The sequence below is a fragment of the Amycolatopsis vancoresmycina genome (genome assembly GCF_000716785.1).
In the GTDB taxonomy this organism is placed as follows: Bacteria; Actinomycetota; Actinomycetes; order Mycobacteriales; family Pseudonocardiaceae; genus Amycolatopsis; species Amycolatopsis vancoresmycina.
In genome coordinates, this window is record NZ_JNYY01000010.1 from 150,955 (window position 1) to 168,814 (window position 17,860).

17 protein-coding genes are annotated in these 17,860 nt (G+C 69.0%); 6 read left to right on the forward strand and 11 right to left on the reverse strand.

Annotated elements, in window-relative coordinates; translation table 11 throughout:
- Positions 1-259 precede the first annotated feature (259 nt).
- The 4 genes from OO60_RS25140 to gatC are packed head-to-tail and all read right to left on the reverse strand — an operon-like array spanning position 260 to position 4,114.
- Positions 260-790, reverse strand: coding sequence for a hypothetical protein (locus tag OO60_RS25140; RefSeq protein WP_003080798.1), 531 nt, complete (start codon positions 788-790; stop codon positions 260-262).
- An 8-nt stretch (positions 791-798) separates the two neighbouring features.
- On the reverse strand, positions 799-2,304 hold the full coding sequence (gatB, locus tag OO60_RS25145) for an Asp-tRNA(Asn)/Glu-tRNA(Gln) amidotransferase subunit GatB (protein ID WP_033262182.1): 1,506 nt from the start codon (positions 2,302-2,304) through the stop codon (positions 799-801).
- Positions 2,301-3,818 carry an Asp-tRNA(Asn)/Glu-tRNA(Gln) amidotransferase subunit GatA gene (gatA, locus tag OO60_RS25150; RefSeq protein WP_003080802.1) on the reverse strand — a complete coding sequence of 506 codons (1,518 nt, stop codon included), beginning with the start codon at positions 3,816-3,818 and terminating at the stop codon, positions 2,301-2,303. The genes gatB and gatA overlap by 4 nt, the downstream gene beginning before the upstream one ends.
- Entirely contained in the window at positions 3,815-4,114 is a 300-nt protein-coding gene (gatC, locus tag OO60_RS25155; protein ID WP_003080804.1) for an Asp-tRNA(Asn)/Glu-tRNA(Gln) amidotransferase subunit GatC, read from the reverse strand. Before gatC ends, gatA begins: the two co-directional genes overlap by 4 nt.
- Positions 4,115-4,350: 236 nt before the next feature.
- On the opposite strand from gatC, the gene OO60_RS25160 reads away from it, so the two are divergent.
- Positions 4,351-5,004, forward strand: coding sequence for an ACT domain-containing protein (locus OO60_RS25160; protein ID WP_033262209.1), 654 nt, complete (start codon positions 4,351-4,353; stop codon positions 5,002-5,004).
- A 72-nt stretch (positions 5,005-5,076) separates the two neighbouring features.
- Here the strand turns inward: OO60_RS25160 and OO60_RS25165 are convergent, their stop codons facing one another.
- The 4 genes from OO60_RS25165 to OO60_RS25180 form a co-directional block, all read right to left on the reverse strand.
- Positions 5,077-5,571, reverse strand: a complete 495-nt coding sequence (locus OO60_RS25165; RefSeq protein ID WP_003080810.1) for a GNAT family N-acetyltransferase — start codon at positions 5,569-5,571, stop codon at positions 5,077-5,079.
- Complete coding sequence (gene ligA, locus OO60_RS25170) at positions 5,564-7,729, reverse strand: NAD-dependent DNA ligase LigA (protein WP_003080814.1); 2,166 nt, start codon at positions 7,727-7,729, stop codon at positions 5,564-5,566. Before ligA ends, OO60_RS25165 begins: the two co-directional genes overlap by 8 nt.
- Before the next feature lie 11 nt (positions 7,730-7,740).
- Positions 7,741-8,445: a hypothetical protein gene (locus OO60_RS25175; RefSeq protein WP_003080815.1), complete on the reverse strand. Its 705-nt coding sequence runs from the start codon at positions 8,443-8,445 to the stop codon at positions 7,741-7,743.
- Positions 8,446-8,528: 83 nt separating this feature from the next.
- On the reverse strand, positions 8,529-9,566 hold the full coding sequence (locus OO60_RS25180; RefSeq protein WP_003080816.1) for a uroporphyrinogen decarboxylase/cobalamine-independent methonine synthase family protein: 1,038 nt from the start codon (positions 9,564-9,566) through the stop codon (positions 8,529-8,531).
- Positions 9,567-9,700: 134 nt separating this feature from the next.
- Here OO60_RS25180 and OO60_RS25185 point away from each other — a divergent pair, with 134 nt between their 5' ends.
- From OO60_RS25185 to OO60_RS25205, 5 genes are all read left to right on the forward strand, one after another.
- Complete coding sequence (locus OO60_RS25185; protein ID WP_003080817.1) at positions 9,701-10,525, forward strand: LURP-one-related family protein; 825 nt, start codon at positions 9,701-9,703, stop codon at positions 10,523-10,525.
- A 104-nt stretch (positions 10,526-10,629) separates the two neighbouring features.
- Positions 10,630-11,673: an MBL fold metallo-hydrolase gene (locus OO60_RS25190; protein WP_003080818.1), complete on the forward strand. Its 1,044-nt coding sequence runs from the start codon at positions 10,630-10,632 to the stop codon at positions 11,671-11,673.
- 78 nt (positions 11,674-11,751) lie between these two features.
- Complete coding sequence (locus OO60_RS25195; RefSeq protein ID WP_003080819.1) at positions 11,752-12,153, forward strand: GNAT family N-acetyltransferase; 402 nt, start codon at positions 11,752-11,754, stop codon at positions 12,151-12,153.
- A gap of 10 nt (positions 12,154-12,163) precedes the next feature.
- Positions 12,164-12,616, forward strand: a complete 453-nt coding sequence (locus OO60_RS25200) for a GNAT family N-acetyltransferase (protein ID WP_003080820.1) — start codon at positions 12,164-12,166, stop codon at positions 12,614-12,616.
- A 193-nt stretch (positions 12,617-12,809) separates the two neighbouring features.
- Entirely contained in the window at positions 12,810-14,084 is a 1,275-nt protein-coding gene (locus OO60_RS25205; protein ID WP_003080823.1) for a DUF222 domain-containing protein, read from the forward strand.
- A gap of 7 nt (positions 14,085-14,091) precedes the next feature.
- On the opposite strand, the gene mnmA is transcribed toward OO60_RS25205, so the two are convergent.
- The 3 genes from mnmA to OO60_RS25220 form a co-directional block, all read right to left on the reverse strand.
- Positions 14,092-15,183 carry a tRNA 2-thiouridine(34) synthase MnmA gene (mnmA, locus tag OO60_RS25210; protein ID WP_003080826.1) on the reverse strand — a complete coding sequence of 364 codons (1,092 nt, stop codon included), beginning with the start codon at positions 15,181-15,183 and terminating at the stop codon, positions 14,092-14,094.
- A gap of 4 nt (positions 15,184-15,187) precedes the next feature.
- Positions 15,188-16,384 (reverse strand): cysteine desulfurase family protein, encoded by a 1,197-nt coding sequence (locus OO60_RS25215; RefSeq protein ID WP_003080829.1) that lies wholly within the window; start codon positions 16,382-16,384, stop codon positions 15,188-15,190.
- A 64-nt stretch (positions 16,385-16,448) separates the two neighbouring features.
- Positions 16,449-17,816: an MFS transporter gene (locus OO60_RS25220; RefSeq protein WP_003080832.1), complete on the reverse strand. Its 1,368-nt coding sequence runs from the start codon at positions 17,814-17,816 to the stop codon at positions 16,449-16,451.
- Positions 17,817-17,860: the final 44 nt, after the last annotated feature.

Sequence of the window (17,860 nt, forward strand, 5' to 3'; positions counted from 1 at the left end):
CCCGTACGCCAGCGGAAAGCGACCTCGTCATGCAGGGTCGCACCTCTCCGACCGTCTCAGAAAGCGCTTTCTCATGCAACGGCAGCCGCGGATGTCAACGTTGTCACCGGCGGCGATCAACCGGACGGACGACTCCGGCGCCCAGTGGAAATCCACTTAACGTGAAGAACCTTGCCGAATACGGCGGATACCACCCACCCGCTGCCTGCTCCCGGCTGCCCGGCTGCCCGGCTGCCCGGCTGCCCGGCTGCCGCGAGGATCAAAGGCTCTTGCTGCGGGCCTTCCGCGGCTGCCGGCTTTCGGCGCGCATCGCCCGCACGTCCAGAAAAGCGACCACGACGGACACCAGCCCGGCGAACAGCCCGAGGTACCGACCGAAGCCCGCCCCGATGGTGATCCCGGCCGCGTCGAAGATGCCGCGCTGGTCGGCGTCGAACTCCCAGTCGAGGGTGAGCCAGCCGATCACCATCATCAGCAGCGACGCCGCGGCGACCACCAGCCACAGGTGCGGCAGGCCGCTGACCCGCAGATTCCGGATTCGCCCGAAAACGACCACGACGAGACCGGCCACCAGCAGCGGCAGCGGCGGGCACCAGGCGAAGAAGCTCGAGTGCCAGGCGTCGCGGACGACGTCACCGTGCGGCAACTGGTCGAGGATGTTCTCGATGTCCGGCTTGCCGGCGCTGAGGGTCGTCCACGGCAGGAACGTCGAACCCAGCGCGAGCAGCCCGGCCGCCAAGCCGAGCCACTCGCGCCAGGTGACGCTCTTGACGGAAAACGGCTGTGTCATGAAAACGGTCAGGAACCGACGCGCTCGATGATCAGCTCCCGGACCCGCTTGGCGTCGGCCTGCCCCTTGGTCGCCTTCATGACCGCGCCGACGATCGCCCCCGCCGCCGCGACCTTCCCGCCGCGGATCTTGTCCGCGACGTCCGGCTGCGCCGCCAGCGCCTCGTCGATCGCCGCGAGCAGGGCCGAGTCGTCCGAGACGACTTTCAGCCCACGCTTCTCGACGACCTCCCGCGGATCGCCTTCACCGGCGAGCACGCCCTGGACGACCTCCTTGGCGAGCTTGTTCGTCAGCTCACCGGACGACACGAGCCCGATGACCTCGGCCACCTGCTTCGGCGTGATCGCCAGATCGGTCAGCTCGACCTCGCGCGTGTTCGCCTCCTGGGCGAGGGTGTTGACCCACCAGCCGCGCGCCTCGTCCGGGGTGGCCCCGGCCTCGACGGTGGCCGCGACGAGGTCGACGGCGCCGACGTTCAGCAGGTCACGCAGGGCTTCGTCGGAAAGTGACCACTCCTGCTGGATCCGCTTCCGCCGCTCCGAGGGCATCTCGGGCAGCGTGCCGCGCAGCTCGTCGACCCACTCACGCGACGGGGCGATCGGGACCAGGTCGGGCTCCGGGAAGTACCGGTAGTCCTCGGCGGTTTCCTTCGTCCGGCCGGACGACGTGGTGCCGTCGGCCTCCTGGAAGTGCCGAGTCTCCTGCTTGATCGACCCGCCCTCGGCGAGGATCGCTGCCTGCCGCGTCATCTCGTAGCGGACGGCGCGCTCGACACTCCGCAGCGAGTTGACGTTCTTCGTCTCGGTGCGCGTACCGAACTCGGTCGCGTCCTTCGCCATGAGCGAGACGTTCGCGTCGCACCGCAGCGAGCCCTGGTCCATCCGGACGTCGGATACGTCGAGCGCGCGAAGCAGGTCGCGCAACGCCGAGACGTACGCGCGCGCGACCTCGGGCGCCCGTTCGCCGGTGCCCTCGATCGGCTTTGTCACGATTTCGATCAACGGCACGCCGGCCCGGTTGTAGTCGAGCAGCGAGTGCTCGGCACCGTGGATCCGGCCGGTCGCGCCACCGACGTGCAGCGACTTGCCGGTGTCCTCCTCCATGTGCGCGCGCTCGATCTCCACACGGACGATCTCGCCGTCGTCGAGCGTGACGTCGAGGTAGCCGTTGAAGGCGATCGGCTCGTCGTACTGCGAAGTCTGAAAGTTCTTCGGCATGTCCGGGTAGAAGTAGTTCTTCCGGGCGAACCGGCACCACTCGGCGATCTCGCAGTTCAGCGCGAGCCCGATCCGGATCGCGCCCTCGACGGCCTTGCCGTTGAGGGCCGGCAGGGCCCCCGGCAGGCCGAGGCAGGTCGGGCAGACCTTCGTGTTCGGCTCGCCGCCGAACTCGTTCGGGCAGCCGCAGAACATCTTCGTGTTCGTGTTCAGCTCGACGTGCACCTCGAGCCCGAGCACCGGGTCGAAGCGTTCGATGACGTCGGCGTAGTCCATCAACTCGGCCACGGCAGTCACTTCGTTCCTCCCAGCTCCGGGACCTTGTGGATGAGCGCCCCACCGGCGGCGGCGTCGCGGGCGGCCTCGTAGGCGGCGCCAACCCGGTAGAGCCGGTCGTCGGCGAGCGCCGGGGCCATGATCTGCAGCCCGACCGGCAGCCCGTCCTCGTCGGACAGCCCGCTCGGCACGCTCATGGCGGCGTTGCCGGCGAGGTTCGACGGGATCGTGCACAGGTCGGCGAGGTACATCGCCATCGGGTCGTCCACGCGCTCGCCGATCTTGAACGCCGTGGTCGGCGTCGTGGGCGAAACGAGGACATCGACCTTCTCGAAGGCGGCGTCGAAGTCACGCGTGATCAGGGTGCGGACCTTCTGCGCCGAGCCGTAGTAGGCGTCGTAGTAGCCGGACGACAACGCGTAGGTGCCCAGCATGATCCGCCGCTTGACCTCGGCGCCGAAGCCCTTCTCGCGGGTCAGCGACATGACCTCTTCGGCACTGTGCGTGCCGTCGTCGGCGACGCGCAGGCCGTAGCGCATGGCGTCGAACCGGGCGAGGTTCGACGAGCATTCGCTCGGCGCGATCAGGTAGTAAGCGGGCAGCGCGTAGACGAAATGCGGACAAGAGACTTCGACGACCTCGGCACCGAGCGCGCGCAGCTGCTCGACCGCGGCCTGGAAAGACCGCTCGACACCCGGCTGGTAGCCGTCGCCGCCGAACTCCTTCACGACGCCGACCTTGACGCCCTTGAGGTCACCGGTCATGCCCTGCCGGGCCGCGGCGACCACCGGCGGCACCGGCGCGTCGATGGACGTCGAGTCCCGCGGGTCGTACCCGGCGATGACCTCGTGCAGCAGAGCAGCGTCGAGCACCGTCCGCGCGCAGGGACCGGCCTGGTCGAGCGAGGACGAAAAAGCGACAAGGCCGTAGCGCGAGACGCCGCCGTAGGTCGGCTTGACCCCGACGGTCCCGGTGACCGCCCCGGGCTGCCGGATCGAACCACCGGTGTCGGTACCGATGGCGATGGCCGCTTCGAAGGCCGCGATCGACGCCGACGACCCACCGCCCGACCCGCCCGGGATACGGGCGTGGTCCCACGGGTTGTGCGTCGGGCCGTATGCCGAGTTCTCGGTCGACGACCCCATGGCGAACTCGTCCATGTTCGTCTTGCCGAGAATGACGACACCGGCTTCACGCAGCTTGCGCGTCACCGTCGCGTCGTACGGCGGGATCCAGCCTTCGAGCGTTTTCGACCCACAGGTCGTCGGCACGCCCTCGGTGGTGAGGACGTCCTTCAGCGCGAGCGGCACGCCCGCCAGCGGCGACGCGGGCGCATTGCCGTCGGCGATGCCCTCGTCGACGGCCTTGGCCGCGGCCAGCGCGCCCTCGGTGTCGACGTGCAGGAACGCGTGGATGTGGTCGTCGACCTCGGCGATCCGATCCAGGTGGGCCTGCGTGACCTCGACCGCGGACACCTCACGCGCGTGGATCTTTTCCGCCAGCTCCGCGGCGGTCAGCTTGATGAGCTCGGTCACTGCTCTTCCCCCAGAATCCGCGGCACCCGGAAACGCCCGTCCTCGGCGGCCGGCGCACCGGCCAGCGCCTGCTGCTGCGTGAGCCCGGGGACGACGACGTCCTGCCGGAAGACGTTCGTCAGCGGCACGGCGTGCGAGGTGGGCGGCACGTCGTCGGCGGCGACCTCGCTCACCTTGGCCACCGAGTCCAGGATCTGGTCGAGCTGGCCGGCGAAGACGTCGAGCTCGTCGTCGGTCACGGCCAGCCTGGCCAGCTTCGCGAGGTGCGCGACCTCGTCTCGGGAAATGTTGGGCACGCGGGTGACTCCCGGGTTGTGCTGTGCGGGTTGTCTCGGAAGCTGCAAGTCTATGGTGGCGGCGCGGGCGGACTCGACTGGGTTACGCCCGGCGCAGGCAGGCTGCCGTCCGGCGACGCTCGCATCCCGCCCGGCGGACAGCAGGTCCCGCGGGCCGGGTGGGTCTGTCACAATCGGCGACCGGCATCGAGCGTCCCACGGCAAGGCTGGGACGCCAGAGGTGAGAGGGGCGCGTGGTGTCGTTCCTGATCCGGGTCCTCCTTCCGGACAGCCCGGGGACCCTCGGCGCGGTCGCCACGGCGCTCGGCACGGTAGGCGCCGACATCCTCAGCGTGGACGTCGTCGAGCGCGGCAGCGGAGTCGCCGTCGACGACCTGGTGGTCGAGCTCCCGTCGGGCCGCCTGCCCGACGCGCTCATCACGGCGGCGGAGAGCGTCGAAGGCGTCGAAGTGGACGCGGTCCGTCCCTACGCGGGCGTCCTGGACACGCACCGCGAGCTCGAACTGGTCGAGGAAATCGCGGCGCAGCCGAAGTCCGGCCTCGACATCCTCGCCGAAGGAGTCCCCCGCATCGTGCGCGCGGGCTGGGCAATGATCGTCGAGCACGCCGAAACCGGCGCGGTCCGCCTGGCGTCGTCGAGCGCGGCCCCGGAGACCCCCATCACGGACCTGCCCTGGCTGCCACTCGAGCGCGCGACCGTCCTCGACAGCGAGGACGCCTGGATCCCGGAGACGTGGAAGGAACTCGGCACCGAGTTGGCCGCGACCCCGCTCGGCAAACCGGGCAAGGCGCTGCTCGTCGCCCGCCCGGGCGGCCCGAACTTCCGCGCCGCCGAGGTCGCCCGCCTGGCCCACCTCGCCGGCATCGTCGCGGTCGTCCTCGACGGCTAGCGCGACCGCGCCACGTCGTCGAAAAAGGGACGAGCCCCGCGCGGGTTCGTCCCTTTTTCGACGACGCCCAGGTCAGACGTCGATTTGGTAGGCGATCAGCATGACGTGCGGGAACGGCCGCCAGTCCCGTTCGGCCAGGCGCGCGAACCCAAGGCGTTCGTAGAGCCGGTGCGCGCTGTGCATCCGGTCGAGGCTGCTCAGCACCACCCTGCGGAGCCCGAGCGCGCGGGCGCGGTCGAACACCGCCCCGACCAACGCGTCGCCGATTCCACGGCCACGCGCCGAGGGCGCCACCGCCAGCATCCGGAACTCCAGCTCGCCCGGACGCGAGATCTCGGCGTATTCGGACCCCGGCTGCACGATGGTCACCGTGCCGACCACGTCACCCGCCCGGTCCACGGCGACGAGGACCTCGGCCGCCTCGACCCGCCGCGCGACATCACGCAGCGTCGCGTCGTAACCGACGCCGTCGGCCAGGTGGCCGTCGGCTTGGTACGCCAGCACCGTGACCTCGCCCGCCACGGCGTACTCCTCAGGCCGCGGCGGCCGGATCTCGACCTCACCCATCCGTCTCCCCGGATTCGTCGGCGACGGTCTCGTCGCCGGCCGGCAGCGCCACCTCCTGCGCCGCCTCGGGCCCCTGCTCCAGAAGGACTCGGAAACCGGCTTCGTCCAGCACCGGCACCTTGAGCTGCACGGCCTTGTCGTATTTCGAACCAGGCGAATCCCCGACGACGACGAACGCGGTCTTCTTCGACACCGACCCGGCGGCCTTCCCCCCGCGCGCCATGATGACCTCCTTGGCCTCGTCGCGGGAGAAGCCGTCGAGCGAGCCCGTCACGACGATCGACATGCCTTCGAGGTTGCGCGGAATCGAGTCATCGCGCTCTTCCTCCATCCGCACACCGGCGCGTCGCCATTTTTCGACGATCTCCCGGTGCCAGCCGACCTCGAACCACTCCTGCGTCGCGCGGGCGATGGTCGGGCCGACGCCGTCGACGTCCGCGAGCTCTTCCTCGGTCGCCTGCTCGATGCGCTCGATCGAGCCGAATTCCCGGGCCAGCGCCTGCGCCGCCGTCGGCCCGACGTGCCGGATCGACAAAGCGACCAGCACCTTCCACAACGGCCGGTCCTTCGCCACCTCAAGGTTGGCGAGCAGCTTTCGTGCGTTTGCCGACAACTCCCCCGCCTTGGTGCGGAAGAGCTCGACCTCGGCGAGGCTGTCCTCGGTCAGGTCGAAGACGTCACCCTCGTCGGCGATGACCCGCGCGTCGAGCAGCGCAGCCGCCGCCTCGTACCCGAGGACCTCGATGTCGAAGGCGCCGCGCCCGGCGAGGCTGAACAGGCGTTCCCGCAGCTGGGCGGGGCAGAAACGGCTGTTCGGACAGCGGATGTCCTTGTCGCCTTCCTTCTGGTAGGCGAGCTCGGTGCCGCAGGCCGGGCAGTGGGTGGGCATGACGAACTCGCGCTCGTCCCCGGTCCGGGCGTCCACCACCGGCCCGAGGACCTCGGGGATGACATCGCCGGCCTTCCGGATGACGATCCGGTCGCCGATCAGCACGCCCTTGCGCTTGACCTCTTCCTGGTTGTGCAGGGTGGCCCGGGCGACGGTGGAGCCCGCGACCTTGACCGGCTCGGTGACGGCGAACGGCGTCACCCGTCCGGTGCGCCCGACGTTCACCTGGATGTCCAACAGCGTCGTGATGGCTTCTTCAGGCGGGTATTTGTACGCAATCGCCCACCGCGGCGCGCGCGACGTCGTGCCGAGGCGCCGCTGCAACGCCACTCTGTCGACCTTGATGACCACGCCGTCGATCTCGTGCTCGGCGTCGTGCCGGTGTTCACCCCAGTAGGTGATGTGCGCGGTGAGTTCGTCCGCCGACGTCAGGACCTTGCTGTGTGGCGACACCGGCAGGCCCCATGCCGCCAGCGCGTCGTACGCTTCCGACTGGCGCTGGGGCTCGAAGCCGTCGCGCTTGCCCAATCCGTGGCAAATCAGCCGCAGCCGCCGCTCGCGCGTGATCTTCGGGTCCTTCTGCCGCAGCGAGCCAGCTGCGGTGTTGCGCGGGTTCGCGTACGGCGGCTTGCCCGCTTCGACCATCTTCGCGTTCAGCTCGAGGAAGTCCTCGACGCGGAAGTAGACCTCGCCGCGCACCTCGACCAGGGCGGGCACCGGGAACTGGTCGGTGGCGGTCAGTGTTTCAGGGACCTGGTCGAGCGTGCGGACGTTGAGCGTGACGTCCTCGCCCGTCCGGCCGTCGCCGCGGGTGAGGGCCCGGGTGAGGTGGCCGTTTTCGTACAGGAGGTTGATCGCCAGGCCGTCGATCTTCAGCTCGGCGAGGAACTCGGTCTGCCCGACTTCCTTCTCGACGCGTTCCACCCAGGCCAGGAACTCCTCCTGGTCGAACACGTTGTCCAGGCTCAGCATGCGTTCGAGGTGGTCGTACGCGGTGAACTCGGTCGAGAACGTGCCCCCGACCCGCTGGGTCGGCGAATCGGGCGTGACCAGCCCGGGATACTCGTCCTCGAGCTGCTGAAGTTCGCCCAGCAGCTCGTCGAACTGCCCGTCGGAGATGATCGGCGAGTCCAGGACGTAGTAGCGGAACTGGTGGTTGCGCAGTTCCTCGGCGAGGGCGCCGTGCCGCTCACGCACACCGGCCGGGACGTCGGTCACGTCCTCGGCGGCCGCCGCGCTCTGGTCCTGGGGAAGGTCGGTGCTGCTCACGGGTGGTAACCCTAGTCGGCGGCACCGACATTTTCGTCGTGGTCGCCGCCCAGTCCGCGGACCAGCTCACGGAACTCCAGAAGGGTGATCGCCCCGGCCGGCTCGGTCTCCGCGGTCTCGACGCGGCGTAACCGTTCGGCGGCCAGGCGTTCACCCAATGTCGCATCGAGGGGCAGGAAGGTCATGGTCTGCCGGGTCACGTCGTCGAGGTCGCCGAACCCGGGATGGAAGACGGCGACGTCGACCACCTGCTCCTCGTCGTCCACCTGCGCGACGACCCGGACATCGGCCAGCGCTATCCGCCGTTCCCCGAGGTTCACGGTGACCTCGGTCGGGTCGGGCACGGGCGGAACCGAGTCGTGGTACTCCCAGATCGCGTCGTCCGGCGGCGCGGCGGCACGCCAGGCATCGGTGAACGGCCGCACCGCCGGATCCTCCTGACCGGTCACGACCAGGGCGTAGATCGCCTGACGACCACGCTCGAGCGAGAAGTGCAGCCGCGGGTGAAGGGCCTCGACCAGCTGGCAGAGCTCGTGCTCCACCCGGTGCAGCTCACCCTCGCCCAGGGCAGCGCTGACCATCGGCAGCAGCTCGAACCAGCCGAGCCAGAACGCCTCCGCAGCCGCCGCCGGGTCCTCCGGCACAGGCTGCTCGGGCCACGCGGTACGCGGGTCGGGCGGATCGGCGGTGGTGTTCTTGCGGCGGAACAGGCGCATGGTTACGGGTGATCCTCGTTCGGTCGGCTTACCGACACGCTACTTGGGGCCCGGACCGGACGTCGGCGAGTTGCCGGAATCCGTCACCAGCCTTCGGGCGGCTCGACGAAGGCTTTGCCCAGATCGCGCGTCAGTGAGAGGGCCCGGCGCATCCACTCCGGCGTCGCGCCGGCGAGGCCGCAGGCAGGCGTCGGCACCGCCCGTTCAGCGAGGACGCTGCGGTTGAAGCCCAGCCGGTCGGCCAGCCGGAAGGCCGGCTCACCGACGTCCTTCAGGCTCAGCGAAGAGCCGGGAGCCGTTGTGGGAACCGCGCCGAGGAACAGCGTTGCGCCGCCATCCCACACCTCGCCGATCTCGTCGAGGAACGCAGCGGAGGCACCGTCGAGCGCAGCCAGATCGAAGGCCAGGGCGTCGGCACCGGCCTCACGCAGCAGCCCAAGAGGTGGTTTCGCGGCGCAGCAGTGCAGGACCACCGCCTGGCCGGTGATCCGCCGGGCGCCGTCGATCACGGTGGTGAGCAGCTGGCGAGCCTCGGGCTCCGGCACGGCCGGGACGTTCCCGTAGCCGGACGGCGTCGACAGGCCCCCGGCGAGGACTGCGGGCAGCGACGGCTCGTCGAACTGGACGACCACCGGCGCACCGGTCCTGGCCTGCACTTCCGCGACGTGCTCGGCGAGGCCGTCCAGCAGGGACGACGTGAAGTCCCGCAAGGCGCCGTGGTCAGTGAGCACCCGGTGGCCCCGCGGAAGCTCGATCCCGGCGCCGAGCGTCCACGGCCCGGCCAGCTGGACCTTGAAGACCGGCGGGGTGACCCCGGCCTTCTCCCGTGCCTCCTGCACGGCGTCGAGGTCCCAGCGGAGCAGGTCGACGGCCCGGCGGTGCTCGTGCCCAGGCCGGGGTGCGACGCGGTAGCCGCTCGGCACGACGTCGACGGCCAGGTCGACGAGCAGCGCGGCGGTCCGGCCGAGCATGTCCGCCCCGACACCGCGAGCCGGCAGCTCGGGCAGATGCGGGAAGTCGGGCAGCTCACCGAACACGACCGACGCCGCCTCGGCGGGGTCGTTGCCCGGCATCGAGCCGATCGCCGTTGCGGCCCCGACGGGCCAGATTCGCTCGCTCACGACGACCGATTCTCGTCGACCACCGACCGCCGACGCCGACCGGGCTGGCGTATCGAAGGACCCGGATGCGGACATTCACCGCATATCCGTTGAGCGACACCATGAGCGGGTTCGCAGCGATAGGCTGACCGGCCATGACGAGTTCGCCACCGCAGCCGGGCTGGTACCCGGACGCGCGGGACCCCCGTCTGCATCGTTGGTGGGACGGCCAGGCTTGGACCGCCGACACCCGGCCCGCCTATCAGGCCCCGCCGCCGAGCGATTCCGAGCCGATCGAGCTGGACATCGAACGCGCCCACGACCCGGCCCGGATCCAGAACCAGGTCTATCGGGCGACACGCGGCCGAGGCAGCACGCGCAGCGGGGGCGGGACGCTGTTCACCGAGCCGGTCCTGGTGGTCAACCAGCGCGCGAAGCTGATCGAGATGGCCAACGAGTTCGGCGTCTTCGACCAGAACGGCAACCGGCTCGGCGGAGTCGTCGAGGTGGGTCAGAGCACGCTCAAGAAGGCGATCCGACTCCTGACCAACTACGACCAGTTCCTGACGCACAAGTTCGAGGTCCGCGACGCCAACCACAGCACGGTACTCAAGGTGACCCGGCCGGCGAAGGTGTTCAAGTCACGGTTCCTCGTCACCAGGGCCGACGAGACCCCGATCGGCGAGATCGTCCAGGAGAACGTTTTCGGCAAGATCCGGTTCGGCTTCATCGTCGACGGCCGGCCGGTCGGCGGGATCTTCGCCGAGAACTGGCGCGCGTGGAACTTCTCGATCCGCGACCACGCCGGCACCGAGGTCGCCCGGGTGACCAAGACGTGGGGTGGATTCCTCAAAGCCGCCTTCACCACGGCGGACAATTACGTCGTGGAGATCCCGAACCCGTTGACGGACCCGCTCGCCAGCATGGTGGTCGCCGCGGCTCTGACGATCGACACGGCTCTGAAGCAGGACACCGACTGATCGAGTGACCGGCGTCTCAGCGCCGCCAGGTGGACAGCGGGCCCGGCACGGCTCAGGGTGAAGAAAGGCCGGGACACCGCAGTCTCGCCGGGACGGAGGTCACCGTGGAACCGTTGCCGGAAAGCAGCGACAGGAACTGGACCGAGCCCGGAATCTACGCGGTCTCCGACGGCGTCTACCGCATCCCGTTGCCGCTGCCCAACGACGCCCTGCGCGCGGTCAACGTCTACGCGGTCACCGACGGCGAGAAGCTGGTCCTGGTCGACTCTGGCTGGGCCCTGACCGTGGCCCGCCAGCAGCTTGCGGCTGCCCTCGGCGGGATCGGCGCCGAACTGGCCGACGTCAGCGAGTTCCTCGTTACCCACGTGCACCGCGATCACTATTCGCAGGCCGTGGTCCTCCGTCGCGATTTCGGCTCGAAGATCGCCCTCGGCCAGGACGAGGAGCCATCGCTCAAGGCATCGGGCAATCCCGATCGGCTCCCGATGGAGGCTCAGGTCGACCTGTTGTTCCAGGCCGGAGCGGGCGACGTCGTGGAAGCGCTGGCCCGAGAATTCGGCACGGATCGCCGGCACACCGAAGCCGACCTTTGGGAAGCGCCTGACGAATGGCTGACACCGGGCCCGCGGCCGATCCTGCCTGGGCGCGAGTTCGATGTAGTCGCCACTCCCGGCCACACGGCCGGGCATGTCGTCTTTGTCGACGACACCGCCGGCCTGCTGTTCTCCGGTGACCACGTACTGCCGCACATCACGCCCTCGATCGGATTCCAGCCCGTCCCGGCCGAGTTACCGCTCAACGACTTCATCGGCTCCCTTCGCCTGGTGCGCGCGATGCCGGACCGCCGCATGCTTCCCGCGCACGGTCCGGTGTCCGAAAGCGTGCACACGCGGGTCGACGAACTGCTGGAACACCACCGGCAACGCCTCGAGACAATTGGTGCCCAAATCGCAGCCGGCGCGACCAGTGCGTACGAAGCGGCACACCGGATCGGCTGGACCCGCCGCAACCGCAAACTGTCCGAAATGGACTCGTTCAACCAGATGCTCGCAGTGCTGGAAACCGCAGCCCACCTCGACCTTCTGGTGTCGCAGGGCAAACTGAACGCCCAAGTCGCCGACGGGGTCCGGCGCTACACCCTGCCTTGACGGATTCGCGACCAGCACGGCGGGTAGTCGCCTCGTAGCAGTTATGTCCGTCGGCGCGACTCCTGCATACTGGGTTAAATGGATGTCATCAGACGCGCCCGGGCCACGGACATCGAGGCGCTCGTGCGCCTGTTCGGCGCACCGGGCGGACCGCTGGCAGCCGCGCTCCGGGAGCTCATGAACGACCCGCACGTCACGCTGGTTGTCGCGGAAGACGACAACGGCGTTGCCGGCACCGCGCAGCTGACGATACTGCGGGGTCTCGCTTGGGAAGGCGCACCTCGCGGCCTGCTCGAAGGCATCCGCGCCGCCCGGCGCGGGGTGACAAGTGCGCTCCTGACCTGGGGCATCGACGAAGCCCGGCGACGCGGATGCACGCGTATCCACCTCGACTCCGGCCTCAACCGCGGCGATCTGCGTGACTTCTACGCACGCTTCGGATTCGAGTACAGCTACCAAGGATTCACCCGCGTCCTGTGATACTGGCGCGGTGACCGACTACACCATCCGTAGGGCACAGCGTGACGACGTCGGTGCGATCGTGCAAATGCTGGCGGACGACCAACTCGGCGCCACCCGGGACGATCCCAGCGACCTCGAGCCGTACCTGCGTGCCTTCGACAAGATCGACGCGGATCCGGATCAGCTGCTGGTGGTTGTCGTGTCCGGCGGCGAGCCGGTCGGCACCTTGCAGCTGACGATCATTCCCGGCCTGGCCAGGCACGGCGCCCTTCGCGGTCAAATCGAAGCTGTGCGAGTCCGCGCCGATCATCGCGGCTCCGGGCTGGGCGCCGACCTCATGCATTGGGCAATCGACGAGTCGAAACGGCGCGGATGCGCGCTTGTGCAGCTTACGTCGGACGTCTCCAGAACGGATGCGCACCGATTCTACGAGCGCCTCGGATTCACCCCTAGCCACACGGGGTTCAAGCTCAAGTTCTGAGCAACAACGCCCACGACAGAGGCCGGCTCTTCAACTGTCCATTTCGGATATTACCTCTTCCGGGTGATCGACACGGACGTCCACGCACACGCGACGATCCCGGAACAATCGCGGTTCGTCAAGCGAAGGGCGCGAATGGACCGTTCGCGCCCTTTCGATGACTTTCGTCGTTCGCCGTCGTACGGTCGAACCCATGACGTCTTCACAGCCAGTCCACAAGCTCGTTCCTTCGGCGACCACTCAGGGCAACGACAACGAGCTCCCGTTGAGCTTGCGATCGTTCCGCGCCGACCCGAACTCGTTGCAGCAGATGAAAGACGACCAGGTCGTCGACCTGATTCGCGATGCCGAGGCGGAAATCTCGAAGCTGCAGGCACTGCAGCTGAGAGCGATCGCGGATCTGAGCGTGCGCCGGAGACCGGCCGCCAGCGCGTCGTCTGAAGTCGCGTTGGCTTTGTCCATAACGGAACTCCGCGCCAGCGCCATCGTTTCGGCGGCCAACGCGTTGATCGCCCGCCTTCCCCGCATGCTCAACCTCATGGACGACGGCCGACTCGATCTCTATCGCGCCATGAAGGTCACCGACGCGACTTCATGGCTGTCGGGAGATCATGTACGGGTCGTCGACGCGACGCTCGAGGACCGGGTTCCAGGACGGAACGCGACGCAGGTGCGCCGGGCCGCGGCCTACGCGGCGGCGACGGTCGATCCCGAAGGCGCGGCGCTCCGGACTGAGCGAAAACTCGTCGAGCGGCGATTCACCCTGCACCACCAGGACACCGGTGTGACGAACGTTTCGGTCAACAACGTGCCGACCGAGAAAGCAACCGCCGCCTATGCTCGCGTCGACCAGGCCGCCCGGGCGTTGAAGACCGCGGACGAGCCGCGGACGCTGGATCAGCTCCGAGCGGACGTTGCCATCGATCTGCTGCTCAGCGGCACCGGCGGGCCAGGCGCGCGCACCGAAGTATTCCTGCACATCGACCTGGCCACTTACCTCGGCCTCGGCCAGTCACCGGCGTTGTTGGCCGGCCGCGGGCCTATCGCGGCCGCCGTGGCGCGCCACATCATCAGCGGGGCCGACACGACACTGCGACGCGTACTCACCGACCCGCGAACGGGTCAGGCGACCGAGCTGTCTCCGACCCGCTATCAGATCCAGCAAGACGAGTTCATCCGAGTCCGCGACCAGGAATGCCGCCAACCCGGGTGCACCCGCCCCGCGCAGCATTGCGGGATCGCAGCGACTCGCGCGAAGGGCGAGACCGAGGGAGGTGCTGACAAGCCGGTCACGTACTGCGCGCGACATCGCAAGCTGAAGGGACAGCCAGGCTGGGACTTCGAAGTCACCACCGACGGCACCGTGAACGTCGCAACTCCGGCCGGACATGTCCATTCGACAACGGCACCATCGGTGCACCCGGTCCGCCAGCGAGTGCACCGATTCTGGAAGAAGGCAGTGAAGTGACCGATGGTCAGCGAGTGCCGGAGATCTTCGCGCTGCCGAGGACGACGTCCCCACCTTCGGCATCGGGGCGGTAGAGGACGACAACTTGGCCGGGCGCAACTCCCCGCAGCGGCTCGCGCAAGTGCAATGTCATGGTGTCGGAGTCCATGTCGGCAACCGCGTCGACGATGCCTCCGTGCGCCCGCACCTGAATCACGCACTCGGTCGGTTCGGTCAGCGGCCGGCCACTGGGCCAAACCGCCCGATCAGCCTCGATCACCTTGACACCGAGCCCGGCCACGGAGCCGACCTTGACAGACCCGGACACCGGCTCGAGCGACAGAACATATCGAGGGCGGCCGTCCGGCGCGGGAGCGTCGATTCCGAGCCCCTTGCGCTGCCCGACCGTGAACCCGTGCACGCCGGTGTGCCGGCCGAGGACCGCGCCGGTCTCCGCGTCCACGAGCTCGCCGGGGCGCTGCCCCAGCCGGTTCTCCAGGAACTTCTTGGTGTCGCCGTCCGGGATGAAGCAGATGTCGTGGCTGTCCGGCTTGTTGGCAACGGACAGGCCTCGTCGCTCGGCTTCGTCCCGTACATCCGTCTTCCAGGAGTCGCCGAGGGGGAACATGGCGTGGCTCAGCTGCTCCGGGGTCAGCGAGGCGAGAACGTACGACTGGTCCTTGCCGCTGTCCGCGCTACGGCGCAGCTCCGGCACACCGCCTTCGACGGAGAGCCGCGCATAGTGGCCGGTTGCAACCGCGTCGAATCCCAGGGCCATCGCCTTCTCGAGAAGAGCCTCGAACTTGATCTTCTCGTTGCAGGTGACACACGGATTGGGGGTACGTCCGGCGGCGTACTCGCCGACGAAGGTCTCGACGACCTCTTCGGTGAATCGCTCGGCGAAATCCCAGATGTAGAAGGGAATCCCGAGGATGTCCGCGGCGCGGCGGGCGTCGTGAGAGTCTTCGATCGTGCAGCAACCGCGCGAGCCGGTCCGCAGCGTTCCCGGTTTGGCCGACAGGGCCAGGTGCACACCGACGACGTCGTGCCCAGCGTCGACCGCGCGTGCCGCGGCCACCGCCGAATCCACTCCTCCGCTCATCGCGGCCAAAACCCGCATTGCCTTACACCTCTTGCTTCTGAGTCTGCTTGCGCATTCCGGCGAGGCCGGCCTGCCGGGCGCGCATCACGACGCCGCCGATCTCCGCGGCAACTGCCTCGACGTCCGCGGCAGTGGACGTGTGGCCAAGTGAGAAACGAAGGGAGCCACGGGCGGCTGCAGGATCGGCTCCCATGGCGAGCAGCACGTGGCTGGGCTGGGCAACGCCTGCCGTACACGCAGAGCCTGTCGAACATTCGATGCCCTTGGCATCGAGCAACATCAGGAGACTGTCGCCGGCGCACCCTGGGAATGTGAAGTGGGCGTGGCTGGGCAGCCTCTCGCCGTCTCCACCGTTGAGGAGAACGTCGGGTACCTCGCGCCGGATAGCCTCGACGAGCCCATCTCGGAGTTCCTCGACGCGCTTCGCGTAATCGGCTCGGGTCGCGACGCTGATTCGGACCGCGGTAGCGAAACCCACGATCGCCGGAACGTCCAGGGTGCCGGAACGGACGCTGCGTTCCTGGCCGCCGCCGTGCAGCAGGGGTACGCACGTCGTGTCGCGGCCGAGGAGAAGGGCGCCCACTCCGAAGGGGCCACCGAGCTTATGTCCGGTCAAGGTGAGCGCCGCGGCGCCGCTGGCCGCGAAGTCGACCGGAACGGCACCGACGGCCTGGACAGCGTCCGTGTGGAACGGGATGCCGAATTCGGCGCAAACTGCCGCGAGCTCGGCGATCGGGTTGATGGTGCCGACCTCGTTGTTCGCCCACATCACGGTAGCTAGCGCCACCGATTCCGGGTCCTCGACGATGGCTGCGCGGAGGACGTCAGGCGAGACCCGTCCTTGGCTGTCCACGTCCAGCAGGACGACCTCAGCGCCGCTGTGGGCTTCGAGCCATTCGACGGTGTCCAGCACGGCATGGTGCTCCGCAGCGCCGCACAGGATTCGGCGGCGCTGCTCGTGGTCGTCGCGGCGGGCCCAGTAGATGCCCTTGATCGCGAGGTTGTCGCTCTCGGTGCCGCCGCCGGTGAAGATCACCTCGGAGGGGCGGGCTCCCAGCGCGTCCGCGATGGTTTCGCGGGCTTCCTCGACCATGCGCCTGGCCCGGCGGCCCGAAGAGTGCAGCGCCGAGGCGTTGCCCACGGTGGACAGCGCCTCGGTCATCGCCGCTATGGCTTCGGGCAACATCGGAGTGGTCGCCGCGTGGTCGAGATAGGTCATCGCCTCTCCAGGGTAGTCCGCTCCAGCGCGTGACGAAGCCCACCCTGGCTCTCGAAGTGGCCTGTCACACCTTCGACGGCCACCGCCCGGTCAAGCGGACGCCCGCCAGCGCGAGCGCCACCAAGGCCACTGTGAGCAGGGCCATCGCCGGTGATGGGTCGAGCACCGAGCCCACCACGCCGAGCAGGACGCCGCCCAAGCCGATGAGCAGTGCCGAGCCGACCCAGTCTGCGAGCTGCATCGCCGAGGTGTTGAATCCGCGCTCGCCTTCGGGTGAGTAGCGGAGCAGGAGGACCGAGATGGCGGGCATCGCGATTCCCATGCCGGCGCCGCCGACCGCGCAGGCCGCGAACGCCACCCAGCCGGGGGACCATGGCTGCGAAACCAAACCGAAGCCGGCGAGCCCGGCCGCGACCAGCCAGAAGCCCGTGCGCAGGGATGCCTCCCTCGACCAGTTGAGGTACCGGCCCTGTGCCGCCGATGCCGCGGACCAGCCCAGGGCCGTGATTGTCAGCGGGAGGCCGGCGAGGGCCGGGCTGTAGCCGTGGACCGCGGTCATCGTCAGGGGCAGGTATGCCTCCATCCCCGCGTACGCGCCGGCGATCAGGGCCCGCGAGGCGACCACCGTCGGGAGGCCGAGGCGGGAGGTCAGCGTTCCGGCCGGCAGCAGCGTCCGGAGGGCGTAGGCCAGCGCGATGAGGCCGACCGTGCCGTAGCCGAGCGCTACGAACGACTGGTGCTGGGCCGCCCACGTCAAGGCCGCGACGCCAAGTGCGGCGATGATCGCCTGGGGCACGCTTGCTCGTCGTCCGCCGGTTGCCGGTGTGTGGGCCGGTAGGCGGCGGATCACCACCGCCAGCATGAGGATGCCGATGGCCACCAGCGGGACCAGGCCGAGAAAGACCCAGCGCCAGCCGACGCTGACCGTCACCACCCCGGCCACCGAAGGGCCGATGACTGCCGGTAGGACCCAGGCTGCCGCGTTCGCGGCGTAGATCATTGGGCGTTCGTGGTCGGTGAACGTCAATGCGATCAGGAGGGAGACCGAAACCAGGAGCAGGCCCGAGCCGAAGCCCTGCAGCGCGCGGCCCAGGAGGAACGTCGGCATTCCGGATGCCGTTCCCGCGACCACGAGGCCGGCCGCGAACAGCATGGGCCCCGCGAGCAGGGCCGGCGCCGGGCCGCGGCGGTCGCCGATGCGGCCTGACAGCACCGTTGCGACCACGCTGGCAATCAAGAAGGTCGTGAACGGCCACGAATAAAGGGACAACCCGTGGAGGTCGGCGACCAGGGTCGGCATCGCCGTCGCCACGCCCATGTTCTCGAATGCGACCAACGTGACCACCAGCAGCAGCGCGATCGTGGTCAGCCGGTGTTCCGCGCTCCAGAGCACACTGCGGCGACGGGGTGTCGAGTCGATCGTCGAGGCCATGATCAGCAGCGTGCAACCTCCAGCTCGCTGGAGGTCAAGGCGGT